The following is a 1028-nucleotide window of genomic DNA, read 5'->3' on the forward strand; positions in this document are numbered from 1 at the left end:
ACAAATATTTTACTCACACTATCAATTTATTTTTATTTAAAAATTCTGGTTCATCACCAAATTTTGTGATTTAGTGACAAAAAAGAGAAAGCACTGACGAGATCCTGGCAATAATGTTAGCGGTGAAATAAACATTAGGGAGGTCTCGTAAGTGCTTTCTATATCACTAGGATTGCCAGAATTTAAAGTGATTAAACACGAACTTCTTTCCTATGGTTATGCGATTCATGTAGAGAAAACAGAGACACAGGAACGTTGCCCTCATTGTGGGTTTGCCACTTCCTCTGTCCACGACAGACGGACAAGAAAAGTACGGGATTTGGCGATTTTCCATCAACCGGTGTACTTGTTCGTAAAGGTAAAGCGCTATCGGTGCTGGAATTGTTCCCAAGTGTTTTCCGCCTCTTTGGAATCGATTTCACCCAATCAACATTACACCAATCGATTTTGTGGGTATTTGTATGAACTTTGCGAAGGCACCACCATTCAAGAGGTTAGTCGAAAGCACCGCATCCCATATACGACATTGGAACGCATTTATTACTCCATCGCATCGAAAAAAGCAAAAGAGCGTCAAACAGCGATAGAAGCATCTTCTCAAGAAGGAATGGTGCTTAGTTTAGATGAAATCGCGGTAAAAAAGGGACATCAGTATGAAACTGTATTGATGGATGCCAGAGCCGGATCGGTCATGGGAATGCATGCCGATCGCCAATGTGACTCCGCCATCAACTTGTTGAGCCAAAATATCCTGTCGAAAGAAATGGTCCAAACGGTGATTCTTGACATGTGGGAACCTTATCATAAGGCGGTTCGCTCCCTGTTTCCATCTGCTTCGATTGTCATCGATAAGTACCATGTGGTTCAAAAAGTGACACAAGCCTTGGATCAAGCAAGAAAGGAATTTTCTCCATTGAAAAAGGCTCGATATCTTCTCTTAAAAGGCTGTGAAAAGCTTCGTAAGGACCAACGGCTTCGATTAGACGATATCTTGGAGGAGTATCCGACACCATACCCATCAAGTTAAG

The 1028-nt window shown here is 41.8% G+C and carries 1 pseudogene; it reads left to right on the forward strand.

From position 1 onward, the window contains the following. Positions 1-151: 151 nt before the first annotated feature. A pseudogene (locus I656_RS00140) lies at positions 152-1006 on the forward strand (ISL3 family transposase); the annotation flags it as partial. Positions 1007-1028: the final 22 nt, after the last annotated feature.

It is taken from the genome of Geobacillus sp. WSUCF1 (assembly GCF_000422025.1).
Taxonomy (GTDB): Bacteria; Bacillota; Bacilli; order Bacillales; family Anoxybacillaceae; genus Geobacillus; species Geobacillus zalihae.